Annotated in this window: 13 protein-coding genes and 2 pseudogenes; 6 read left to right on the top strand and 9 right to left on the bottom strand. The window is 69.4% G+C overall.

The features are described 5' to 3' along the window. Positions 1-183 precede the first annotated feature (183 nt). From ENN83_RS01090 to pdeM, 4 genes are read left to right on the top strand one after another with little or no spacing between them, the layout of a single operon-like run. The gene (locus ENN83_RS01090) at positions 184-1107 is read left to right on the top strand and encodes a carbohydrate kinase family protein (RefSeq protein WP_287183055.1); all 924 of its coding nucleotides are present in this window, start codon (positions 184-186) and stop codon (positions 1105-1107) included. Continuing rightward, positions 1104-1541, top strand: a complete 438-nt coding sequence (gene dtd / locus ENN83_RS01095) for a D-aminoacyl-tRNA deacylase (RefSeq protein WP_287183059.1) — start codon at positions 1104-1106, stop codon at positions 1539-1541. The genes ENN83_RS01090 and dtd overlap by 4 nt, the downstream gene beginning before the upstream one ends. Positions 1542-1592: 51 nt before the next feature. Beyond that, positions 1593-3995 carry a ligase-associated DNA damage response DEXH box helicase gene (locus ENN83_RS01100; RefSeq protein WP_414707599.1) on the top strand — a complete coding sequence of 801 codons (2403 nt, stop codon included), beginning with the start codon at positions 1593-1595 and terminating at the stop codon, positions 3993-3995. Positions 3996-4033: 38 nt separating this feature from the next. Continuing rightward, positions 4034-4738: a ligase-associated DNA damage response endonuclease PdeM gene (gene pdeM, locus ENN83_RS01105; protein WP_287183064.1), complete on the top strand. Its 705-nt coding sequence runs from the start codon at positions 4034-4036 to the stop codon at positions 4736-4738. Here pdeM and ENN83_RS01110 read toward each other — a convergent pair. Continuing rightward, entirely contained in the window at positions 4656-5432 is a 777-nt protein-coding gene (locus ENN83_RS01110) for a LytTR family DNA-binding domain-containing protein (protein ID WP_287183067.1), read from the bottom strand. The genes pdeM and ENN83_RS01110 overlap by 83 nt on opposite strands. A 344-nt stretch (positions 5433-5776) precedes the next feature. Between ENN83_RS01110 and ENN83_RS16895 the strand changes: the two are divergent. Continuing rightward, positions 5777-5842: pseudogene (locus tag ENN83_RS16895) on the top strand (phenylacetic acid degradation protein); the annotation flags it as partial. Positions 5843-5912: 70 nt separating this feature from the next. Continuing rightward, on the top strand, positions 5913-6059 hold the full coding sequence (locus ENN83_RS16900; RefSeq protein WP_349760083.1) for a hotdog domain-containing protein: 147 nt from the start codon (positions 5913-5915) through the stop codon (positions 6057-6059). Between the two features lie 6 nt (positions 6060-6065). Here ENN83_RS16900 and folD read toward each other — a convergent pair whose 3' ends face one another. The 8 genes and pseudogenes from folD to tolB form a co-directional block, all read right to left on the bottom strand. Further along, positions 6066-6968 carry a bifunctional methylenetetrahydrofolate dehydrogenase/methenyltetrahydrofolate cyclohydrolase FolD gene (gene folD / locus ENN83_RS01120; protein WP_287183069.1) on the bottom strand — a complete coding sequence of 301 codons (903 nt, stop codon included), beginning with the start codon at positions 6966-6968 and terminating at the stop codon, positions 6066-6068. Next, the gene (locus ENN83_RS01125; RefSeq protein ID WP_287183072.1) at positions 6965-7273 is read right to left on the bottom strand and encodes a chorismate mutase; all 309 of its coding nucleotides are present in this window, start codon (positions 7271-7273) and stop codon (positions 6965-6967) included. The genes folD and ENN83_RS01125 overlap by 4 nt, the downstream gene beginning before the upstream one ends. Positions 7274-7347: 74 nt before the next feature. Then, complete coding sequence (locus tag ENN83_RS01130) at positions 7348-9024, bottom strand: formate--tetrahydrofolate ligase (RefSeq protein ID WP_287183082.1); 1677 nt, start codon at positions 9022-9024, stop codon at positions 7348-7350. A 190-nt stretch (positions 9025-9214) separates the two neighbouring features. Then, positions 9215-11125 (bottom strand): ATP-dependent zinc metalloprotease FtsH, encoded by a 1911-nt coding sequence (gene ftsH, locus ENN83_RS01135; protein ID WP_287183075.1) that lies wholly within the window; start codon positions 11123-11125, stop codon positions 9215-9217. Positions 11126-11203: 78 nt separating this feature from the next. Then, positions 11204-12415: a tRNA lysidine(34) synthetase TilS gene (tilS, locus tag ENN83_RS01140; RefSeq protein ID WP_414707600.1), complete on the bottom strand. Its 1212-nt coding sequence runs from the start codon at positions 12413-12415 to the stop codon at positions 11204-11206. A 5-nt stretch (positions 12416-12420) separates the two neighbouring features. Beyond that, positions 12421-13251 carry a tol-pal system protein YbgF gene (gene ybgF, locus ENN83_RS01145; protein WP_287183078.1) on the bottom strand — a complete coding sequence of 277 codons (831 nt, stop codon included), beginning with the start codon at positions 13249-13251 and terminating at the stop codon, positions 12421-12423. A 10-nt stretch (positions 13252-13261) separates the two neighbouring features. After that, entirely contained in the window at positions 13262-13777 is a 516-nt protein-coding gene (gene pal, locus ENN83_RS01150) for a peptidoglycan-associated lipoprotein Pal (RefSeq protein ID WP_253088046.1), read from the bottom strand. A gap of 89 nt (positions 13778-13866) precedes the next feature. Beyond that, a pseudogene (gene tolB / locus ENN83_RS01155) lies at positions 13867-14288 on the bottom strand (Tol-Pal system protein TolB); the annotation flags it as partial.

Here is a 14288-nt window from a genome sequence, read left to right on the forward strand (position 1 = left end):
AAGCCTGCGCTGTGCGATTTCTCGACCATCTCGACCTCCTGTCTTGTGGAATGCTGCAATGACCGCAGGATTCCCCGCCCCCGCCCACCTGTCATTGACAGCCGTCAAGGCGCGGCGCCGCGCGGCGGGTTTGCGCCGGGCCAAGGGGCCGGGTATGGCTGGGACACGGCAAGGAGATGCGCCATGATCCTTTGTGCGGGCGAGGCCCTGATCGACATGCTGCCCGGCCGGACCGCGGCGGGCGAATCGGCCTTTGTGCCGCATCCGGGCGGGTCGGTCTTCAACACCGCGATCGCGCTGGGCCGGTTGGGCGCACCGACCGGGTTCTTCTCGGGGCTGTCGGAGGATCCGTTCGGCCGGATGCTGGACCGGGCGCTGATTGCATCGGGGGTCGATGCGGGCTTTGCGATCCGTTCGGCCCGGCCGACGACGCTGGCCTTCGTGGCGCTGGACGACGGGCAGGCCAGCTATGCCTTCTACGACGAGAACAGCGCCGGGCGGATGCTGGCCGCCGCCGATCTGCCCGCCCTGTCCGACCGGATCGAGGCGGTGTTCTTCGGCGGCATCTCGCTGGCGGTCGAGCCGTGCGGATCGGCCTATCAGGCGCTGATGCTGCGCGAGGCGGGGGCGCGGGTGACGATGCTCGACCCCAATATCCGCCCCGGTTTCGCCGCGGACGAAGCCGCCCTGCGCACGCGCCTCGCGGCGATGGTGGCGGCGGCCGATATCGTCAAGCTGTCGCTCGACGATCTGCGCTGGCTTCTCGGGCCGGGCGATGCGGCGGAACTGGCCCGCGGTCTTCTGGAACGCGGCCCGAAACTGGTGGTCCTGACGCTGGGGGCCGATGGCGCCCGCGCCTTTGCCCGCACGGCGCAGGCCGAAATTCCCGCCCGCCCGGTCGAGTTGGTCGATACCGTCGGCGCGGGCGACACGTTCAACGCGGGGCTTCTGGCGGCACTCAGGGCCGGGGGGCATCTGTCGAAGGCGGGGCTTGGCTGCCTGTCGCATGCCGCCCTTGTCGGCGCGCTGGACCTGGCCAGCCGGGCCGCGGCGGTCACGGTCAGCCGCGCGGGCGCGAACCCGCCCTGGCGCGAGGAACTGGCATGAGGGCGCTTGTCCAGCGCGTCAGCGAAGCGGCGGTGCGCGTCGATGGCGAGGTGCTGGGCCAGATCGGCCCGGGGCTGATGATCCTCGTCTGCGCCATGGCCGCCGATACCGAGGCCAAGGCCGAAAAGCTGGCCGCGCGGATCGCCCGCATGCGCATCTTCCGCGACGCGGATGGCAGGATGAACCTGTCGGTTCTGGACACCGGCGGTGCGGCGCTGGTCATCAGCCAGTTCACGCTGGCCGCCGACACCTCGCGCGGGAACCGCCCGGGCTTTTCCGCCGCCGCCCCGCCCGACCGGGGCGAAGGGCTTTACGAGCATTTCGCCCACGCGCTGGCCGCGCAGGGCGTGCCGGTGGCAAAGGGACGGTTCGGGGCCGACATGAAGGTGGCGCTGGTCAATGACGGGCCGGTGACGATCTGGATCGAGTCCTGAACCCCGCGAATGCGGCATGAAATCGGCCCCGCCTTGCGCTAGAACCGGCTGATGCCCATGCTCGAAACCTTTGATAGCTGGTTTGCCGCGCGCGGCTGGACCATCCACCCCCACCAGCGCGCGATGCTGGACCGCGCCGGGGCGCCCGCGCTGTTGCTGATCGCGCCCACGGGCGGGGGCAAGACGCTTGCCGGGTTCCTGCCTTCTCTGGCCGAGATCGCCGAGAATCCCGCCCCGGGCTTGCACACTCTCTACATTTCACCGCTGAAGGCGCTGACCGCGGATATCAGGCGCAACCTGCGCGCGCCCGTCGAGGACATGGGCCTGCCCATCCGCATCGAGGACCGCACCGGCGACACCACCCGGACCCTGCGCCGCCGCCAGCGCGCCGACCCGCCGCATATCCTGCTGACCACACCCGAAAGCCTGGCACTGCTTCTGTCCTACGAGGACGCGCCGCGCATATTCGGGGGGCTGAAGCGCGTGATCGTGGACGAGATCCACGCGCTGGCGGAATCGAAGCGCGGCGATCAGTTGATGCTGGGGCTTGCCCGGCTCTCGACGCTGTGCCCCGGCCTGCGTCGCGTCGGGCTGTCCGCCACCGTCGAGGATCCGCCCGCCCTCGCCCGCTTCCTTGCCCGCCATCCGGACCCCTGCGAGATCCTGACCGCCGATCCCGGCCCGCCCCCCGATATCGCGATGCTTGACACCGGCGCGCCCCCCCCTTGGGCGGGCGGCGGGGGACGCTATGCGATATCGGCGGTGCTGGACCAGATCGCGCGCCACCGCACCACGCTGATCTTCCACAACACCCGCGCCCAGGCCGAGTTGTTCTTCCGCGACCTGTGGCTGGCGAACGAGGCCGGGCTGCCGATCGCGATCCACCATGGCAGCCTGTCGCGCGAGGCCCGCGAAAAGGTGGAACAGGCGATGGCCGCGGGCCAGTTGCGCGCGGTGGTCTGCACCGGCTCGCTGGATCTGGGCATCGACTGGGGCGATGTCGATCTGGTGATCCAGGTCGGCGCGCCCAGGAACGTCAAGCGGCTGGTGCAGCGGATCGGGCGGGCGAACCACCGCTACAACGCGCCGTCCAGGGCGCTGCTGGTGCCCGCCAACCGCTTCGAGGTGGTGGAATGTGTCGCAGCCCTTCAGGCGGTGCGCGAGAACGATCTGGATGGCGACCCGCGCGGCCCCGGCCCCGGCGACGTGCTCTGCCAGCATATCCTGGCCACCGCCGCCGCCGGGCCGTTCGAGGCCGATGCCCTGTTCGCCGAGATCACCACCGCCGGTCCCTATGCCGGGCTTTCGCGCGCGCGCTTCGATGCCTGCCTCGATTTCGCGGCGACGGGGGGCTATGCGCTGCGCGCCTATGACCGCTGGCAGCGGCTGAAACGCCAGCCCGACGGGCGCTGGGCGCTGCGCGATCCGCGCGCCGCACAGGCAATCCGCATGAACCTTGGCACCATTGTCGAGGAAGAAAAGCTGAAGGTGCGGATGAAACCCGCGCGCGGCGGCGCGGCGCTGGGCGAGATCGAGGAAGCCTTTGCCGCGACCCTGACCCCGGGTGACACCTTCCTGATCGGCGGGCAGGTCGTGCGCTACGAGGGCCTGCGCGAAATGGTGGTCGAGGTCAGCCGCAGCCCCGGCCGCGAGCCGAAGATCGCGGTCTTCGCAGGCACCAAGTTCGCCACCTCCACGCGCCTGTCGGACCGTATCCTGACCATGTTCCGCGCGCCCGACTGGCCCGAATTGCCTGCCCACACCGCCGAATGGCTGGCGCTGCAACGGCAGGTCTCGCGCCTGCCCGAGCGCGAGCGGCTGCTGGTCGAGACCTTCCCGCAGAATGGCCGCCAGCACCTGTGCATCTACGGTTTCGCGGGCCGGAACGCGCAGCAGACATTGGGCCTTCTGGTCACGCAGCGGATGGAAGCGGCGGGGCTGGCGCCGCTGGGCTTCGTCTCGACCGATTACGCCACGCTGGTCTGGGGGCTGGACGAGGTGACGGAACCGGCCGATCTGCTGGACGCCACCGGACTGCGCGCCGCGTTCGAGACCTGGCTTGCGGGAAACGCGGTGATGAAGCGCACCTTCCGCACATCCGCCGTGATCGCCGGGCTGATCGCGCGCAACCTGCCCGGCACGCGCAAGACCGGGCGGCAGGCGACGTTTTCCTCGGACATCCTCTATGACACGCTGATGAAATACGACCCCGGCCATCTGCTTCTGGAAATCACCCGCGAAGAGGCGATGAAGGGGCTGGTCGATTTCGGCCGGATCGAGGCGGTTCTGGCCCGCGTCAAGGGTCGGATCGACCACATCCGCCGCCCGCGCGTCACCCCGCTGGCCGCGCCGCTGTTCCTTGAGGCCGGGCGCATCCCGGTTCAGGGCGCGGCGGAACAGCGCCTGATCGACGCGGCGGCGGAACAGTTGATGGCCGAGGCCGGGCTTGCCTGAGCCCTTGCGGCCCGTGCGCTTTCGCGGGATGACGGGCCATGACCGCCCATGCCTTCACCCTGTGCGGCGCCCCGCTCTGCGCCCTGCCCACGGGCGCGCTTTACTGGGCCGAGGCGGGGGTGCTGGCGGTGGCGGACCTGCATCTGGGCAAGGCCGAGCGGCTGGCGCGGCGCGGCGGCACGCTGCTGCCGCCCTATGACACCGCCGAGACCCTGACCCGGCTGGAGTCCGAGATCGCGCGCTGCGCCCCCCGGACAATCGTCTGCCTCGGCGACAGTTTCGACGACGATGCGGCCGCCCGCGCCCTGCCCCCCGGCGCCGAGGATCGGCTGTTGCGGCTGATGGCGGGGCGGCGCTGGGTCTGGATCGCGGGCAATCACGATCCCGGCCCGGTCACCCTGCCCGGCACCCATCTGGCGGAATGGCGCGAAGGCCCGCTGACCTTCCGCCACATCGCGCAGCCTGGCGAAACCGCCGAGATCTCGGGCCATTACCACCCCAAGGCACGGCTTTCCATCGGCGGGCGGCGCATCGCGCGACCCTGTTTCCTGGCCGGTGCGACCCGCGTGATCCTGCCCGCCTTCGGCGCCTATACCGGGGGGCTTGCGACAGATGCCCCGGTGCTGGATGCGCTGATGGGACAGGAGGCCATCGCCATCCTTACCGGGACGCGGGCGGTTCCGCTTCCGATGCGCCCGGCGCAAGGCCCAACGCCTCGACCTCTGCGCGGTGACGGCGGCTGACCGGCAATTCGGTTCCATCCGACAGCGTCAGGAACAGCCGCCCGCCCGCCCGCCGCGCCCCGGTCACCGCATCCAGCGCGACCCAGTGCGAACGATGCACGCGCAACCCCTCGACCCCGCCAAGTTCCGCGATGGCGTCGGCGAAACGGATCAGGATCGGTGTCGTGCCACGCTCGGTCACGACCTGAACGTAATGGTCCGACGAACTCAGCCGGATCACCGCCCCGCGCCGCTCCGCAGGCAGACGCCGCAGCAAGGGGCAGTCCGCGCCCGCCGTCGCCGCCTCCCTGCTCCGCGCCAGCGTGATATGCAGCGCGCTCAGCCCCAGCGACAGCCCGAAAACGCCCAGCGCGACCTCGGCGACACCTTTCAGAGCGTCCCGCTCGATCCCCTCGGGCCCCAGACCCTCGGCCATCCGGAACACCAGCACCGCAAGGATCCCCGTCAGCACGCCCGCTTTGACAAGGGCGCGCTGCCAGAACCCCAGCCAGCCCAGATGGTGCCGCAGCACGACACGCAGCGCCGCCCCCCCGGCCAGCCCCGCCCCTACGACAAGCGGCCAGAAGGCCAGGCGCTGCGACAGGGACGCCGCATAGGTGCCGAACGGACCGCCCAGCGCCAGCAGGAGCGACAGCCCAAGCCAAAGCAGCAGGGTCGAGGGGTGAAACAGGACGCGGCCAAATTCTTGCAACATCGGAAACAGGACAACCTTGACCAGGCAAATGAATTGCTTTGAACGCACAGTCGCCAATTCTTTAGACAGGCTCCAGAGTGCCGCGCAAGGGCTGCACGCGCAAGCCCTGCCGCGACCCGCAGTTACACAGAGCCGGGGGACCGAGCCAGCCTCACTCCGCCCCCGTCAACGAGGCCTTGCGCATGACCCACACCCCCCGCAATCCCGCCTATGATCGGGCCGTCAAGGACAGCTTTTCCCGGCAGGCCATGATGCGGACCATCGGCGCGGATATCTTCTCGCTCGCCCCCGGTCTGGTCGAGATCGCCGCGCCGATCCGGCCCGAATTCGGCCAGCAACAGGGCATGGCCCATGCCGGGCTGACCTTTTCGCTGGGCGACAGCGCGGCGGGCTATGCCGCGCTGAGCCTGATGGCGCCGGGGCAGGAAGTCGTGACCAGCGAAATGACGATCCACCTGCTGGCCCCCGCCGCCCCCCGCCATGAGCGCGCGGCTGATCGCCCGGGCCGAAGTGGTGCGCGCGGGGCGGCGGCTTATGGTGGTGCGCGCCGATGTCCACGCCGGACAGGACACCGCGCGCCGCCATGTGGCGACGCTGCTGGGGACGATGGTGCCGGTCAGCGCCTGACCGCGCTCAGGCGGTCAGCCCCTCGGGCTCGGCCAGACCATGCGCCCGGCAAAAGGCGGTCAGCGTGTTGGCCAGCAGGCAGGCGATGGTCATCGGCCCGACGCCGCCCGGCACCGGCGTGATCGCGCCCGCGACCTGCACGGCGCTGTCGTAATGCACATCGCCCACCAGCCGCGACTTGCCCTCGCCGCGTTCGGGCGCGGGAATGCGGTTGATGCCGACGTCGATCACCGTGGCGCCGGGCTTGATCCAGTCGCCCGGGATCATCTCGGGCCGGCCCACGGCGGCCACCAGGATATCGGCGCGGCTGCACAGCCCGGCCAGGTCACGGGTGCGGGAATGGGCGATGGTCACGGTCGCACTGTCGCGCAGCAGAAGCTGGGCCATCGGCTTGCCCACGATGTTCGACCGGCCCACGACCACCGCATCCATCCCCGCAAGCGAGCCATGCCGGTCGCGCAGCAGCATCAGGCAGCCCAGCGGCGTGCAGGGCACCAGCGCCTTCTGCCCTGTCGCCAGCAGCCCGACATTCGAGATGTGGAAGCCATCGACATCCTTGGCCGGATCAATCGCGTCCAGCACCTTGGCCGAGTCGATATGATCGGGCAGCGGCAATTGCACCAGAATGCCATGCACCGCGGGCGCCGCGTTCAGCCGGGCGATCAGCGCCAGCAAATCGGCCTCGGAGGTCTCGGCGGGCAGACGATGCTCGAACGAGGCCATGCCGCACTCTTCGGTCTGCTGGCCCTTGTTGCGCACATAGACCTGGCTGGCCGGATCCTCGCCCACCAGCACCACCGCCAGCCCCGGCGTCAGCCCGTGTTCGGAATGCAGCTGCGCCACATGCTCGGCCACCTTGCCGCGGATCGTGGCGGCGAATGCCTTGCCGTCGATGATGTCCGCACTCATGCCTTGTTCTCCCCCGGTCCCATCGCCACCTCTTCGCGCGCGATCGACCATTCGATCAGTTCGCGCCAAAGCCGTTCCACCAGTTCGGGGTCAAGCCCCTCCGCCTCGGCCCGCGCCCGGACCCTGGCGATCACCTCGTCGATCCGCGCGCCGATCCGCGCGGGCAGGGCCTCGGCGGGCTTCAGTTCCGCCGCCCGGTCGATATAGCGGGCACGCTCGGCCAGCAGCGCCACCAGATCGCCGTCCAGCGCGTCGATCTGGGCGCGCAGTTCGGCCATGCTCCGGCAGTCCTGAGGCGGGATCATCCGGTCCCCTCCTTGCGTGGGTCGCTTTCTCCCGCCCCTGTTAGCCTGCCCTCCGCTGGCCTGCAATCCGACCCTCAGAACAGCCCCTCGATCTGGCCCTCGGGGTTCAGCCCGATGGTCTCGGCCGCGGGCTTGCCGGGCAGGCCGGGCATGGTCATGATCTCGCCGCAGATCGCCACGACGAACCCAGCCCCTGCCGCCAGCCGCACCTCGCGGATCGGCACGGAATGGCCCTCGGGCGCGCCGCGGACATTCGGATCGGTGGTAAAGGAATATTGCGTCTTGGCCATGCAGATCGGCAGGTTGCCATAGCCCGCCTGTTCCCAGCCATGCAGCTGGTCGCGGATCTTCCTGTCGGCGATCACCTCGCCCGCGCGATAGATGCGTTTGGCGATGGTCTCGATCTTGTGGAACAGGCCCATCTCGTCGGGATAGAGCGGCGCGAACCCGTGATGGTCGGCCTCGGCCAACGCGACGACGCGCTGTGCCAGCGCCTCGATCCCCGCGCTGCCATCGGCCCAATGCCTGCACAGGATCGCCTCGGACCCCTGATGCGAGACGAACTCCTGCACGGCCGCGATCTCGGCCTCGGTATCGCCCGCGAAATGGTTGATCGCGACAACCGCCGGAACGCCAAAGGATTTCACGTTCTCGATATGGCGGCCCAGATTCGCGCAGCCCGCCCGAACGGCGTCCGCGTTCTCGGCCCCCAGATCGGCCTTGGCCACGCCGCCATTCATCTTGAGCGCGCGCACGGTCGCCACGATCACCACCGCGGACGGCGCCAGCCCGGCCTTGCGGCACTTGATGTTCATGAACTTCTCGGCGCCCAGATCGGCCCCGAAACCGGCCTCGGTCACGACGTAATCGGCCAGTTTCAGCGCGGTGGTGGTCGCCATGACCGAATTGCAGCCATGCGCGATATTGGCAAACGGCCCGCCATGGACGAAGGCGGGCGTGTTCTCCAGCGTCTGCACGAGGTTCGGCTGGAGCGCATCCTTCAGCAGCACGGTCATCGCGCCGTCCGCCTTCAGATCGCGCGCATGCACCGGCGCGCGGTCGCGGGTATAGCCCACGATGATGTCACCCAGCCGCTTTTGCAGGTCATGGATGTCGGTCGCAAGACACAGGATCGCCATGACTTCCGAGGCCACGGTGATGTCGAAACCGGTCTGGCGCGGATAGCCGTTCGCCACGCCGCCCAGCGAACAGACCATGTCGCGCAAGGCCCGGTCGTTCATGTCCGTCACGCGCCGCCAGCTTACGCGGCGCGGGTCGATGCCCAGCTCGTTGCCCCAGTAGATATGGTTGTCGATCATCGCCGCCAGCAGGTTATGGGCGGACGTGATCGCGTGGAAATCGCCGGTGAAGTGAAGGTTCATGTCCTCCATCGGCACGACCTGCGCATAGCCGCCGCCCGCAGCACCGCCCTTCATCCCGAAGCACGGCCCGAGCGAGGCTTCGCGGATGCAGATCGCGGCCTTCTTGCCGATCCGCGCCAGCCCGTCGCCCAGCCCCACCGTCGTCGTGGTCTTGCCCTCGCCCGCGGGCGTCGGGTTGATCGCGGTCACGAGGACCAGCTTGCCATTGGGCCGGTCCTTGAGCCCCGCGATGAACTCCGCCCCGACCTTGGCCTTGTCATGGCCAAAGGGCAGCAAATCCGCCTCGGGGATGCCCAGCCTGGCGCCGATCTCCTGGATCGGACGCTTCTGTGCCGCGCGGGCGATCTCGATATCGGATTTCGGGGCCATGTTCGTTTCATACCTCAAGGCCGGCTTGTGCCAGAGATAGCGGCAGCAGGCGGGCAGGACCAGCATACATAAGGACTGGGCGCCGAAGGGACCGAGCAGCGCGCGCCAGCCGACAAAGCGCGCCGGTCGCACACGAACACCCCGGAATCTTGTCCGGTTCCGGGGTTTCTGTCCGTCACATCGAAACGGGTCAGGCCAGCGGTTCGGGTTCCAGCCCCGATTTGGGCCGCGGCCTGGTCTTCGGGATCGCCGTGACCGAGGGCGTGTCGCCCCCCCTGGGCGGCACATCGCCATCGTCGCCGCGGTTCAGCGGCTCGCCCGCGATGACCCTCGTGATCTCGGAGCCGGTCAGCGTCTCGTATTCCAGCAAGCCCTGCGCGAGCCTTTCGAGGTCGTCGCGCTTCTCGGTCAGGATACGCTTGGCGGTCTCATAGCCCTGGTCCACCAGTTCCTTGACCTTGTCGTCGATCAGCTTCTGCGTGGCCGCCGAATGCTGCGCGCCGCCGCCATAGGTGCCCAGATAGCTTTCCCGCTCGTTCGCATAGTCGATATAGCCCAGTTCCTCGGCAAAGCCGAACTGGGTGACCATCGCCCGGGCGATCCGGCTGACCTGCTGGATGTCGGAGGCCGCGCCCGATGTCACGTTCTCCTTGCCGAAGACCAGTTCCTCGGCCACCCGTCCGCCCATCGCCATCGCGATCTTCGAGGTGTATTTGGTATAGCTGACCGAGAGCTGGTCACGTTCGGGCAGCGACAGCACCAGACCCAGCGCCCGACCGCGCGGGATGATCGTCGCCTTGTGGATCGGATCATGCTGGGGCACGTTCAGCCCGACGATGGCATGGCCGGCCTCGTGATAGGCGGTCAGCTTCTTCTCGTCCTCGGACATCACCATGGACCGCCGCTCCGCGCCCATCATCACCTTGTCCTTGGCGTTCTCGAAATCCTCCATCGTGACGAAGCGCCGGCCCACGCGCGCGGCCATCAGCGCCGCCTCGTTCACCAGGTTCGCCAGATCCGCGCCCGAGAAACCGGGCGTGCCACGGGCTATGATGCGCAGGTCCACATCGGGGCCCAGCGGCACCTTGCGGGCATGCACGCCCAGGATCTTCTCGCGGCCCTTGATGTCGGGGTTGGGCACCTGCACCTGCCGGTCGAACCGGCCCGGACGCAGCAGCGCGGGGTCCAGAACGTCGGGGCGGTTGGTGGCGGCCACGATGATGATGCCCTCGTTGGCCTCGAACCCGTCCATCTCGACCAGCAACTGGTTCAGCGTCTGCTCGCGCTCGTCATTGCCGCCGCCATAGCCCACGCCGCGCGACCGGCCGACCGCGTCGATCTCGTCGATGAAGACGATGCAGGGCGCGTTCTTCTTGGCCTGTTCGAACATGTCGCGCACGCGGGACGCGCCGACGCCCACGAACATCTCGACAAAGTCGGAGCCGGAGATGGTGAAGAACGGCACGCCCGCCTCGCCCGCGATGGCACGCGCGAGCAGCGTCTTGCCGGTGCCGGGCGGGCCGACCAACAGCGCGCCTTTCGGGATCTTGCCGCCCAGGCGGCTGAATTTCTGCGGGTTGCGCAGGAACTCGACGATCTCCTCAAGTTCCTCCTTGGCCTCATCGATGCCCGCCACGTCGTCGAAGGTCACGCGGCCATGCTTTTCGGTCAGCAGCTTCGCCTTGGACTTGCCAAAGCCCATCGCGCCGCCGCGCCCGCCGCCCTGCATCCGGTTCATCAGGAACAGCCAGATCCCGATCAGGATGATGAAAGGCAGCAGCGTGCCGATATAGGCCAGCAGCCCGCTTTGCTCCTGCGGCTCGGCGCGCACATCGACCTTTCGGGCCAGCAGGCGGTCGGTGATGTCCGCCCCGCGCGGAATGATGGTCGTGACCGTGCTGCCGTCATTCGCGCGGATCACGGCGCGTTCGCCGTCCAGCGTGACGCTCGCCACCTCGCCGTTTTCCACGCTGTTCAGGAACTCGGTATAGCTGATCGAGCGCGAGGACATGGTCCCCTGGCCGCCGCTGAAAAGGTTGAACAGGGCGAGGATCAGCAGGAACAGGACCACCCAGAATGCGATTTGTCGCGCGTTGCCCACGGCGTTCTCCTTGAAATGACGGCACGGACAGGCCGGGGGCTTGTCCGTTGGCCTAAGATAGCGATCAGGCGATCATGTTCAATGCGAGATGATCCGCTGGCTTAACGTTGTCGTGAGCCGGACCTTCCAGCCGTTGGACAGCCCCGCAAGCGGCGCCGCGACCAGCCGCTTGCCCTGCCAGATGCCCGGCGATGCCAGCAGGGAGGCACGCGGCAGGCCGGTCGCTCGCCAGTCGGGGCAATCGCCCAGCCCGGCCTCGCCCAGCGCGCGGATCTTCAGCCCCGGCCCCAAGGGTCCGTCCAGCCGCCAGCGCCCGTCCCAGAGCGCATCCGCAGGCGCGACCGTTCCGGCCACCGCGGCAGGCTCCCGCGCGATGCGCAAGCCACCGGCTTCGCGCGCGATCAGGCAGCCATGCAGCGTGGCCCGCGGCGCGCTGTCCAGCGCGGCCAGCGTCTCGACCAGCGCCTTGGCCCGCGGCGGATAGTCGGACGAGGCGACCCAGCACAAGGCCGCGACCAGCAGGCGGCGGGCGATCTCGTCTTGCAGCGCGTCCAGCCCCGCCCGGGCCAGAACCACATCGCCCCGCTCCTCGCGCGCCACATGCCGCGCGGCCGCCAGCGTCGCCGCCTCCAGCGCCGCGCGGGCCGAGCCCATGCGCGCAGCGGTCGCCGCAAGCCCCTCGGCGGTGATCCCCAGCGGCGCCAGCGAGGCCAGCGCGCGGCGGGCCTGCACCCGGTCGAAACGCGCATCCTCGTTCGAGGGATCCTCGATCCAGCCCTGCCCACGCTCGGTCAGGAAGGCGCGCAGATCGGCCCGCGACAGGCCCAGAAAGGGCCGCAGCCAGGTCACCCCCAGCGCATCGCGCGCAGGCGCCATCGCCGACAGCCCGTCCACCCCCGCCCCGCGCGCCAGCCGCATCAGCACCGTTTCCGCCTGATCGTCGCGCGTATGGCCCAGTGCGACCCGGCCGATCCCTTGCCCCGCCGCCCAATCGGCGATCAGCCGATAGCGCGCCCGGCGCGCCGCATCCTGAAGATTGCCCTGACCGTCCCAGCCCCGCCAGCGCAGCGTTTCATGCGGCAGGCCCAGCCGCGCACAGATTTCGGCCACGAAGCGCGCCTCGGCAGTGGCCTCGGGCCTCAGCCCGTGATCGACGGTGACCGCGTGAACGCGCCGCCCGGCCAGCGCCAGCAGCAGCGCCACGGAATCCCCCCCGCCCGAAACCGCGACCCCAAGCGGCGCATCGCCCGGGCAGGAGGCGGACAGGGCCGCCTCCAGCGCGCGGGCGATGGGGCTCAGTTGCACCCGATGGCGTCCAGCGCAGACTCGGCCTGCTGCGCCTCGACGCTGCCCGGAAAGCGCGTGCCCACTTCGACCAGCGTGACGCAGGCCTCGCGCCGCTGGCCCAGCCCGTCCAGCGCCAGCCCCAGCCGGTAAAGGGCGGCGGCCGCGCGCGGCCCGTCCGGGCTACCCGAGAAACTATCGAGATAGGCCCGCGCCGCGCCCGAGGTCTCGCCCTGCGCGGTCAGCGCCTCGCCACGCAGGAAATGCGCCTCGCCCGACAGGGGGCTGCCGGGATAGGCCTCGGTAAAGGCGGCGAATCCCGCAGCGGCCGTTTCGGCGTCGCCCCCGTCCAGCGCTGCCTTCGCCGCGTCGAAATCGGCCCGTTCCCCAACGGCAAGCTGCGCCCCGTTCGGGATCGCAGGCGCCGGCGAAGGGGCGGTCGCGGGAGGGGCGAGGTCCGCGCCACCCAGCGTGCTGGTCTGGCCCAGCTTGCTGACATCCCCGCCCTCAAGCTCGACCAGCCGGAATTCCAGATCCCCGATCCGCCGCGTGCCATCCTCGACGATTCGCTGGATGCGGAACTCCAGTTCCTCGGTCTTCGAGGTCAGCCGCCGCAATTCCTGTTCGATCAGGTCGAGCCGTTGCAGCGCCGAACCGCCCCCGGCCGCGCCGCCCGGCGCCCCGGTGGTGGACAGCTCGCGCTTGAGGCGCTGGATCTCGACATGAAGGATCGACATTTCCTGCCGGATATCGGCCAGCGTTTCCTGACGCGACTGGGCGGCGGCGGGAAAGGCCGCGCCCAGCGCGACGGAAACGGTCAGCAGAATGGCGAAACGGCGCATCGGGCGACCCTCAGACGCCCGCGCCCGCGGCGATCACGGTCACGGCGCGGCGGTTCTGCGAATAGCAGGCCTCGTTCGAGCAGATCTCGATGGGCCGCTCCTTGCCATAGCTGACGGTGCGCAGCCGGGCGGGCGAGACGCCGCGCGAGATCAGGTATTCCTGCGCCGCATTGGCACGCCGGGCCCCCAGCGCGAGGTTGTATTCGCGGGTGCCCTGTTCGTCGGCATGCCCCTCGATGGTGGCGGAATATTCGGGATTGTCCATCAGCCAGCGCGCCTGACCGTCCAGCGTGGCCCGCGCGGTATCGCTGAGCGTGCTCTGGTCCACGGCGAACAGCACGCGGTCACCCACCGTCTGGTTGAAATAGGCGACCGAGCGCGGATCGGACGCAACGCCGTCCATACCGAAGCCGCTGCCGCCCGCGCCCATGCCGGCACCGCTGCCGGAACCGAAACGGTCGGGATTGGAACAACCGGCAACGGCCAGCGCGGCCACCACCATCAGGGTCTTGGAAATCGGGGTCATGCGGGTCTTCCTTGTGTCTTGCCTGATTGTCCGTGCCGGACCGATGGAAGCATCCTATCAGCCGGATCGCGATTTGAAAACGTGGCCCCCTAGGGCAGAAGCGGTGACCAGGACGGGTCCGAGGCCGATCCCTGCACCGGCACGCGGCGCAGGTTGCGGCCGGTGATATCGACCGAGAACAGGACCGGTGCACCCTCGGCCCCGGCACTTTCGCGGGTGAACATGATGACCCGCCCGTTCGGCGCCCAGCTCGGTCCCTCGTCCAGGAAGGACGAGGTCAACAGCCGTTCCTCGGATCCATCGGTGCGCATCACGCCGATATGGAACCGGCCCTGATGCTGCTTGGTAAACGCGATATAGTCGCCGCGCGGTGACCAGACCGGCGTGCCATAGCGCCCCTGCCCGAACGAGATGCGCCGCGCCTCGCCGCCCGAGGCGGGCATGACATATATCTGCGGCACGCCCGAACGGTCGCTCTCGAACACGATCTGGCGGCCATCGGGCGAATAGC

Origin of the sequence: Rhodovulum sp., assembly GCF_011048875.1 — a bacterium.
Taxonomy (GTDB): domain Bacteria; phylum Pseudomonadota; class Alphaproteobacteria; order Rhodobacterales; family Rhodobacteraceae; genus Rhodovulum; species Rhodovulum tesquicola.

Coding starts and splice junctions, on each gene's coding strand:
- pal (WP_253088046.1), bottom strand. CDS start 13,777: ATGACCCCGATTTCCAAGACCCTGATGGTGGTGGCCGCGCTGGCCGTT.
- ENN83_RS01130 (WP_287183082.1), bottom strand. CDS start 9,024: ATGGCCCCGAAATCCGATATCGAGATCGCCCGCGCGGCACAGAAGCGT.
- ENN83_RS01100 (WP_414707599.1), top strand. CDS start 1,593: ATGCCCATGCTCGAAACCTTTGATAGCTGGTTTGCCGCGCGCGGCTGG.
- folD (WP_287183069.1), bottom strand. CDS start 6,968: ATGAGTGCGGACATCATCGACGGCAAGGCATTCGCCGCCACGATCCGC.
- ENN83_RS16900 (WP_349760083.1), top strand. CDS start 5,913: ATGAGCGCGCGGCTGATCGCCCGGGCCGAAGTGGTGCGCGCGGGGCGG.
- ENN83_RS01125 (WP_287183072.1), bottom strand. CDS start 7,273: ATGATCCCGCCTCAGGACTGCCGGAGCATGGCCGAACTGCGCGCCCAG.
- ybgF (WP_287183078.1), bottom strand. CDS start 13,251: ATGCGCCGTTTCGCCATTCTGCTGACCGTTTCCGTCGCGCTGGGCGCG.
- ENN83_RS01110 (WP_287183067.1), bottom strand. CDS start 5,432: ATGTTGCAAGAATTTGGCCGCGTCCTGTTTCACCCCTCGACCCTGCTG.
- dtd (WP_287183059.1), top strand. CDS start 1,104: ATGAGGGCGCTTGTCCAGCGCGTCAGCGAAGCGGCGGTGCGCGTCGAT.
- pdeM (WP_287183064.1), top strand. CDS start 4,034: ATGACCGCCCATGCCTTCACCCTGTGCGGCGCCCCGCTCTGCGCCCTG.
- ENN83_RS01090 (WP_287183055.1), top strand. CDS start 184: ATGATCCTTTGTGCGGGCGAGGCCCTGATCGACATGCTGCCCGGCCGG.